Origin of the sequence: uncultured Granulicatella sp., from assembly GCF_963521425.1 — a bacterium.
Classification (GTDB): domain Bacteria; phylum Bacillota; class Bacilli; order Lactobacillales; family Aerococcaceae; genus Granulicatella.
This window is the reverse complement of the sequence record NZ_CAUQUN010000023.1, coordinates 26,952-34,053: the sequence shown is the minus strand read 5'-3', so window position 1 is coordinate 34,053 and position 7,102 is coordinate 26,952. Positions and strand designations below refer to the sequence as shown.

Sequence of the window (7,102 nt, the reverse complement as noted above, 5' to 3'; positions counted from 1 at the left end):
ATTTAATGGTTGTTCGACAAATCCTGTTGGTGAGAAATCACCGACAGGATTTTTTACATGCAAAAAAGACAACTTCTAAACGAGAAATTGTCTTTAGGGTGATTAATAATATTTTTGAAGTTGTTCTTGATTTTCTTTGAAAAATTCCTCTAACCAGTCAATGCCGTATGCGTAGCTAAATCCTTCTAATAGAATTGAAAAATCAATGATAGAAAAGCCCATTTTTTTCAAGGTATCAAAGGTATCGAAAGGGGAACGGAAGTTTTTAAATTTAATAATCATCCCGATATCTTTTAAATCTTGCTCTCGAGCGCTCATCATTTTCATTCCGAGTACATATTCAATTGGTGCAATTAGTACGGTTAAGTGAGTAAAGGAGTACAAGGTATCACATAAATCTAATGGAGGTTGTTGATTCATATTTGCTACATTATTGTTGAGCCATAGTTCTTCCTGAGTATTTAGGTTAAACTTTTGACCAACACGAGCAATTATCTCGTTGATATGATGATTTTCTTCATAAAAAGCATCTACATCTTGAGTAGCTCGCAAGCCATGATATTCTAACACATAACCACCAACACAAATAATTGTTAAAGAAAGATTTTTTTGAGATAATTCTTGGTTTAAGGCTTCAAAGACATGTTTCATTTTATCCATGTTTGTATTTCTCCATTAATTTTTGAACATTCGTTAATTTAGCGGGTTTATTTAATGAAATAACATATTCATGAGTAGGGCTATATTTTTGTATAGCATATTTTAAACTCACTTTTTGAAAATGGGTAAGTTCTTTGGAGTTTAATAATTTCTCGATATCTTCGTCTGTTAAATAAGAATGGTCTTCAAAAATAACTTTACGTAAATATCGAAACCAGTGACTCGCATTAAAACGTGACTGTTTGGATGCGTTTATCATATAATCGTACCATTCCATAATTTTCCTCCTATAAGAAATAAACTCAATCTTTGTAGTTAATTATAGCTGAAGCACTTATGAGTGTAAAGTTTGGGGAGGATCTTTATAGTTCACAAATGTGCTATTCATTGTTTATTAATAAATGGTATTATAATAAGGTATCTGATAAATAGAAGGGAATAACATTTATGGAAGTAGAAGATTTAGTATTTAATGTAATTGAACAAAATCCTGAACGATTTGATAAATTGTTACAAAAATTGGGATACCAGAAAACGACAATGTGTAAGGAAAACTTAACAACAAGAGAAATGTGTGAACAATTAGGAATTAATTATAGTTCTTGGAAACAAAGTGATGTGAGAAATCATCCAGAAATTGTTAGATTACGAGATACGACTATTTCAAGAAATCATATTTACAAATCGAGTAGTTTAAGTATCATAGAAAGAGTTTGGAAAAATAGAAAAAGATAACTACTGTTAAATAGAAAAAATATTTCATTGACATATCATTTTAATCACCCTTACAATATTTCTGTTTGAAGTTATTCGAAAGGAGTTTATTCATGACAACTATTGAAAATCCGATGGGAACGCAGCCCATCAAAAAATTATTGATGCAATTAGCGATTCCCGCAATGATTGCTAATGTCGTCAATGCCTTATATAACATCGTTGATCAAATTTTTATTGGACAAGGAGTTGGCTATTTAGGAAATGCTGCGACGAATATTGCTTTTCCAATTACAACAATTTGTTTAGCATTAGGATTAATGACAGGAGTAGGGGCTGCATCTAATTTTAATTTAGAATTAGGTCGTAAAGAAGTTGAGAAGGCTAGAAAAATTGCAGGAACAGCGGTCGTTCAATTAATCGTGATGGGAATTGTAGTTTGCCTGCTTGTTCAAATCTTTTTAGCACCATTAATGCAATTATTTGGAGCAACGGATCAAATTTTTGATTATGCCATGGAATATTCTCGTATTACGGCATATGGAATTCCATTTTTTTTATTTTCAACAGGATTTAATCCTCTTGTTCGTTCAGATGGAAGAGCGACTTTTTCAATGATGGCGATAATTGCCGGAGCTGTTTTAAATACAGTATTAGATCCAATTTTTATTTTTGTATTTCAAATGGGAATTGCTGGAGCAGCTTGGGCAACGGTGATAAGTCAGATGGTTTCAGCATTATTATTATTTGCTTATATTCCAAAGTTTCGTTCCGTAAAGTTTCAATGGGAAGATTTTATTCCACATATGAAGCAAGTAGAAGCAATTGCTGCTTTAGGATTAACTTCATTTATTTTTCAAATATCAGCCTTAATTGTACAAATTGTGTCAAATAATTTATTGAAAACGTATGGAGCTTTGTCTATTTATGGAAGTGAAATCCCAATTGCAGTTGGTGGAATTGTCTCTAAAGTATTTGTTATTTTTATTGCGCTAATTATTGGAATGACGCAAGGGGTTCAACCGATTGTCGGATATAATTATGGGGCAAAATATTACGAGCGAGTACGTCAAACGATTTTTCTAGCATTAAAAATAGGATTTGGACTTTCATTTGTGACTTGGGCAGTGTTTGAAATTTTTCCTTTACAAATTATTCAACTATTCGGTAATGGAAATGATTTGTATTTTGAATTTGGAGTTCGTTATATGCGTTATTTTATGATGTTTCTATTGATTAATGGGCTCACGATTTTAATGACAACATTTTTTCCGGCGATTGGAAAAGCAAAAACGGGAGCATTTTTATCACTGGCTAGACAACTGTTGATTTTATTACCAGTAATGCTTTTGATGACGTATATTTTTGGAGTAGAGGGCATGATGTTTGCTACCCCTGTATCAGATGTGATTGCATTAGTTTTATGTGTGTATTTCTTTAAACGAGAATTACACGATATTCATATGAAAGAAGAATTGATTTAATTATTAGAGAGTGAAGTAGTCGAATACTTTGCTCTTTTTTCTTTCTAAGATGGAAATGTTTCGTAAATTGGTTTAAGATAGAGGAAAGGAGTGATGACATGGAATGGAAAACTTTATTGGCAACTACTCGTCTTTCAGACAAAGATTCAAACCATCGTAACGAGTTTGATGATGATTATAAAAGAATTGTAACAAGTCCCGCTTTTAGGCGATTACAAGATAAGACGCAAGTATTTCCATTAGAACGATTAGACTTTATTCATACAAGGTTAACACATTCTTTAGAAGTTGCAATGATTGCAAGAACACTAGTGAGTGAAATTATACGATTATTGCAACAAAATCCAGATAAAGATTCTAGTAAGCAAGAAATGATTGAGCATCAAAGTGATATTGCTCGAATTGTAGAATGTGCAAGTTTATTACATGATATTGGGAATCCTCCTTATGGACATTTTGGAGAAGATATTATTCGACAATGGTTTAAGAAAAATTTACCACAAATTTTAGCAGAACATTCAGATGTGGCAGAAGAATTTTTAGCGAGTCCTTATGTACATGATTTTTATCATTTTGAAGGGAATGCTCAATCTCTAAGAATTGTATCGAAGTTGCATGATTTTAAGGGGAATTTTGATGGATTAGATTTAACCCCAGCAACGATTAATACGATTTTGAAATATACACGTGCTTCTGATCAGCCAAAAACGGAGAAAATCACTTCAAAAAAAGTAGGATTTTTCAGAGCTGAAGAAGATATTTTTCGTCAAATTACTTCGATTACAGGAACTGGTGAAAATCGTCATCCATTGACGTTTATTTTAGAAGCTGCAGATGATATTGCTTATTTAATAGCAGATATGGAAGATGCTATTGGAAAAGGTGTTTTAAGATTTGCTGTCGTAAAGGAATATTTACATTCCGTCTTAAAAGAAGATATAACATCTCCACATTCAAAAAAAGTCGTGAAAATATTAGAAACAATTGATGAAGAAATTTTTAGTATTAATCAATTTTTTGTCGATTTAAGAACAATGTTAATCGATGCGGCAACAGAGTCTTTTGTCATTCATTATGATCAGATTATGAACGGAGAGTACCAAGAAGATTTATTAACGCAATCCAGTGCTCATGAGTTATATACTCACTTAAGAAAAATTTCTGAGAATAAAATTTATGATCATAAGAGTATTTTACGGTTAGAAATAGCAGGATATTCAACTTTAACGTATTTATTAGAGAATTTTGTTCCACCATTAGTAGCCTATGATACAAACCGTCGATTAGATTATGTGGATTTGAAGAGAATCGGTATTATTTCAGAAAGTCAAAAACGTTCGTATCATTATTTTGCAGAAGGTAAATCTGAAGTGGAGAAATTATATTTACGCTTATTATTGGCAACTGATTTTATCTCAGGAATGACGGATAGTTATGCACATCAACTTTACCGAGATATGGTAGGAATTTAGAAGTTATTTGAAAGGAATTTATACATGAATCAAACATTAGAATATTTACAAGAATTATTAGCAGTCCCTTCTCCAACGGGATATACAGTAGGAGTACAAGAGTATTTAATGAAAACTCTAGAAAAATTATGTTACCCTTATAAAAGAACACCAAAAGGGAATATTATCGTAACGGTAGAGGGGAAGGACAACACGAGTAGTCGTGTAGTAACTGCCCATGTTGATACATTAGGAGCGATTGTTCGTGCCATTAAACCAAGTGGTCGTTTGAAATTAGATAAAATTGGTGGTTATCCATGGAATATGATTGAAGGAGAAAACTGTACCGTTCATATTGCTTCAACAGGTGAAAGTGTAACGGGAACGATTTTAATTCATCAAACAAGTTGTCATGTTTATAAAGATGCTGGTACAGCAGAACGTACGCAAGATAATATGGAAGTTCGTTTGGATCTAGAAGTAAATTCTGAACAAGAGACAAGAAGTTTCGGAATTGAAGTGGGAGATTTTGTTTCCTTTGATCCACGAACAACTATTACCCCAACTGGATTTTTAAAAAGTCGTTTCTTGGACGATAAAGTTAGTGCAGCTATTTTATTAAATTTATTAAAGACATATCGTGATTGGCATGTTCAGTTACCAGTAACGACTCATTTTATGTTTAGTTGTATTGAAGAAACAGGATCAGGGGCGAATAGTAGTATTCCTGAAAATGCTGTGGAATTTTTAGCAGTCGATATGGGTGCAATGGGAGATGACCAACAAACAGATGAATATACGGTTTCTATTTGTGTAAAAGATGGTTCTGGTCCTTATAATTATACGCTACGTCAACATTTAGTAGACTTAGCAAAAGAAAAAGAAATTGACTATCGTTTAGATATTTATCCGTTTTATGGAAGTGATGCTTCAGCTGCCATGCGTGCAGGAGCAGATGTCAAACATGCTTTACTAGGAGCAGGAATTGAATCAAGTCATTCCTATGAAAGAACTCATATTAAATCAATCCAAGCAACCGAAGCATTAGTAGATTCATATTTAAAAAGTGAATTAGCCTAATATAACAAAAACGACTCTTATCACAGGATAGGAGTCGTTTTTGTTTTAATGTTGATTAATGAGTTTCATATCCCATTAAAATACCGCCTTGTTCAGCATAGTAGCTACATAATCCACTAGTAGGATAAGCTTGAACATCGGCATTAGGGAATTCAGCATGAATCTCTGTTGTAATCATGGCGCAAATTTCAGGGTTGTCGCAATGACTAATGGCCACACGTCCACCTTGATAATTATTTTTCTTCATTTCATCCCAAATGGCAGTAACAGCACGCTTTTGTCCACGTGATTTATGGAGTAACTCTAATGTTCCTTCTGTACTTGCTTGTCCGACCATACGAATATTTAATAATCCAACGACACGACCAACCAATTTGCTAAGACGACCGTTTTTCACTAAATTATCTACACTTGCTAGAGCAAATAATAGTTTTGTTTTTGAATGATAATTACGAGCTTTCTCAACAACTACTTCAAAAGAAGGATTTTCTTTGATGAAGTTTGCAATGGCTTGTGTTAGTAATACCATTTCTCCACTTGCTGATAAGCTATCAATAATTTCAATGTTTGCATCAGGGTGTTCTTCTAAGTACATTTTTTTTGCTATTTGTGCACTATTATGGCTTCCAGATAAAGTACCAGTAATGGTTACGACAATAATGTTATCGGCACCTTCAAATGATTGTAAATAGCTCTCAGGGCTTGGACAAGATGAAGAAGTTTTTCCTTCATAGGCATACATTTTTACCATCATTTGATCAATTTCTAATGCTTCATTATCAATAAATTCTTCCTCACCTACATGAATCGTTAAAGGAACATTAATGTAAGTACAATGCTCAGGTAGAGATTCTAAGTGTTTAATATCACAACCAGAATCTGTAATAATTTTCCAAGTCATTTGTTTCCTCCTAGGGATTATATTTTCAATTAATGAGTTCAATATACTGAGAAAAAAGGGAATTGTCAATGGATAACTGAAACGCTATCACTGTTGAAAACAAGTATAAAAATCGTTACAATAGAAAGGAAGAAGAACAAGGAGGAGTTCCAATGAAAAGAGCAGCAATCGTATTGACAACAGGGTTTGAAGAAATTGAGGCAATAGCGCCAATGGATATTTTACGTCGTGCAGGAGTAGAAGTCGATATAGTCGGAGTATCTGCTAATATGGTAAAGGGTTCTCATGATTTAACAATCTCTACAGATAAAGAATTATTAAACGTTATGAATGATTTATATGATGTATTAATTTTACCTGGAGGAATGCCAGGTGCAAAATTATTGAAAAATCATCAAGCAGTACAAGACTTTGTTAAACTTCATTATGATGCAGGTAAAATCATTGCAGCTAATTGTGCTGCACCAATCGCCATTGAAAGTTCCGGAGCTTTACAAGATCGTAACTACACTTGTTATCCTGGGTTTGAAAAACAAATTTCTGATGGTCATTTTACAGGAGATTTTGTTCACCAAGATGGTCGAGTGATTACGGGATCGGGTCCCGCAGCAGCATTTGAATTTTCTTATACAATTGTCGAGGCTTTAGGAATTGATGCAGCACCACTTAGAGAAGCGATGGGTTATAATCGTTTAGTAGAATAAAGTGTTTATAAGGCTGAATATCGTTTAAAAAATAGTGAATAATTGAAATGGACAGATGAGTTTAAATGAAAATTTAAGATTCTTGTCCATTTTTCTTTTGAAATTGTA

The 7,102-nt window shown here is 33.0% G+C and carries 8 protein-coding genes; 5 read left to right on the top strand and 3 right to left on the bottom strand.

What is annotated here, in order from left to right; all coding sequences use genetic code 11:
• Positions 1 to 102: 102 nt before the first annotated feature.
• Both RWO76_RS06640 and RWO76_RS06635 read right to left on the bottom strand, forming a co-directional pair.
• Positions 103 to 660 carry a DUF6036 family nucleotidyltransferase gene (locus tag RWO76_RS06640; RefSeq protein ID WP_314354878.1) on the bottom strand — a complete coding sequence of 186 codons (558 nt, stop codon included), beginning with the start codon at positions 658 to 660 and terminating at the stop codon, positions 103 to 105.
• Entirely contained in the window at positions 653 to 937 is a 285-nt protein-coding gene (locus RWO76_RS06635; protein WP_314354877.1) for a hypothetical protein, read from the bottom strand. Before RWO76_RS06635 ends, RWO76_RS06640 begins: the two co-directional genes overlap by 8 nt.
• Positions 938 to 1,107: 170 nt before the next feature.
• On the opposite strand from RWO76_RS06635, the gene RWO76_RS06630 reads away from it, so the two are divergent.
• The 4 genes from RWO76_RS06630 (at position 1,108) to RWO76_RS06615 (ending at position 5,389) form a co-directional block, all read left to right on the top strand.
• Complete coding sequence (locus tag RWO76_RS06630) at positions 1,108 to 1,395, top strand: hypothetical protein (RefSeq protein ID WP_314354875.1); 288 nt, start codon at positions 1,108 to 1,110, stop codon at positions 1,393 to 1,395.
• Between the two features lie 92 nt (positions 1,396 to 1,487).
• Positions 1,488 to 2,858 carry an MATE family efflux transporter gene (locus RWO76_RS06625; protein ID WP_314354874.1) on the top strand — a complete coding sequence of 457 codons (1,371 nt, stop codon included), beginning with the start codon at positions 1,488 to 1,490 and terminating at the stop codon, positions 2,856 to 2,858.
• Between the two features lie 98 nt (positions 2,859 to 2,956).
• Entirely contained in the window at positions 2,957 to 4,330 is a 1,374-nt protein-coding gene (locus RWO76_RS06620; protein ID WP_314354873.1) for a deoxyguanosinetriphosphate triphosphohydrolase, read from the top strand.
• 24 nt (positions 4,331 to 4,354) lie between these two features.
• Positions 4,355 to 5,389 carry a M42 family metallopeptidase gene (locus RWO76_RS06615; protein ID WP_314354872.1) on the top strand — a complete coding sequence of 345 codons (1,035 nt, stop codon included), beginning with the start codon at positions 4,355 to 4,357 and terminating at the stop codon, positions 5,387 to 5,389.
• A gap of 55 nt (positions 5,390 to 5,444) precedes the next feature.
• Here RWO76_RS06615 and RWO76_RS06610 read toward each other — a convergent pair whose 3' ends face one another.
• Entirely contained in the window at positions 5,445 to 6,290 is an 846-nt protein-coding gene (locus tag RWO76_RS06610; RefSeq protein ID WP_314354870.1) for a DegV family protein, read from the bottom strand.
• A 152-nt stretch (positions 6,291 to 6,442) separates the two neighbouring features.
• Between RWO76_RS06610 and RWO76_RS06605 the strand changes: the two genes are divergently transcribed.
• On the top strand, positions 6,443 to 6,994 hold the full coding sequence (locus tag RWO76_RS06605; RefSeq protein ID WP_314354869.1) for a DJ-1 family glyoxalase III: 552 nt from the start codon (positions 6,443 to 6,445) through the stop codon (positions 6,992 to 6,994).
• Positions 6,995 to 7,102: the final 108 nt, after the last annotated feature.

What these genes read in the sequence shown, in the direction of transcription:
- RWO76_RS06615 (WP_314354872.1), top strand. Translation starts at nt 4,355, where the DNA reads ATGAATCAAACATTAGAATATTTACAAGAATTATTAGCAGTCCCTTCT.
- RWO76_RS06630 (WP_314354875.1), top strand. Translation starts at nt 1,108, where the DNA reads ATGGAAGTAGAAGATTTAGTATTTAATGTAATTGAACAAAATCCTGAA.
- RWO76_RS06605 (WP_314354869.1), top strand. Translation starts at nt 6,443, where the DNA reads ATGAAAAGAGCAGCAATCGTATTGACAACAGGGTTTGAAGAAATTGAG.
- RWO76_RS06640 (WP_314354878.1), bottom strand. Translation starts at nt 660, where the DNA reads ATGGATAAAATGAAACATGTCTTTGAAGCCTTAAACCAAGAATTATCT.
- RWO76_RS06610 (WP_314354870.1), bottom strand. Translation starts at nt 6,290, where the DNA reads ATGACTTGGAAAATTATTACAGATTCTGGTTGTGATATTAAACACTTA.
- RWO76_RS06625 (WP_314354874.1), top strand. Translation starts at nt 1,488, where the DNA reads ATGACAACTATTGAAAATCCGATGGGAACGCAGCCCATCAAAAAATTA.
- RWO76_RS06620 (WP_314354873.1), top strand. Translation starts at nt 2,957, where the DNA reads ATGGAATGGAAAACTTTATTGGCAACTACTCGTCTTTCAGACAAAGAT.
- RWO76_RS06635 (WP_314354877.1), bottom strand. Translation starts at nt 937, where the DNA reads ATGGAATGGTACGATTATATGATAAACGCATCCAAACAGTCACGTTTT.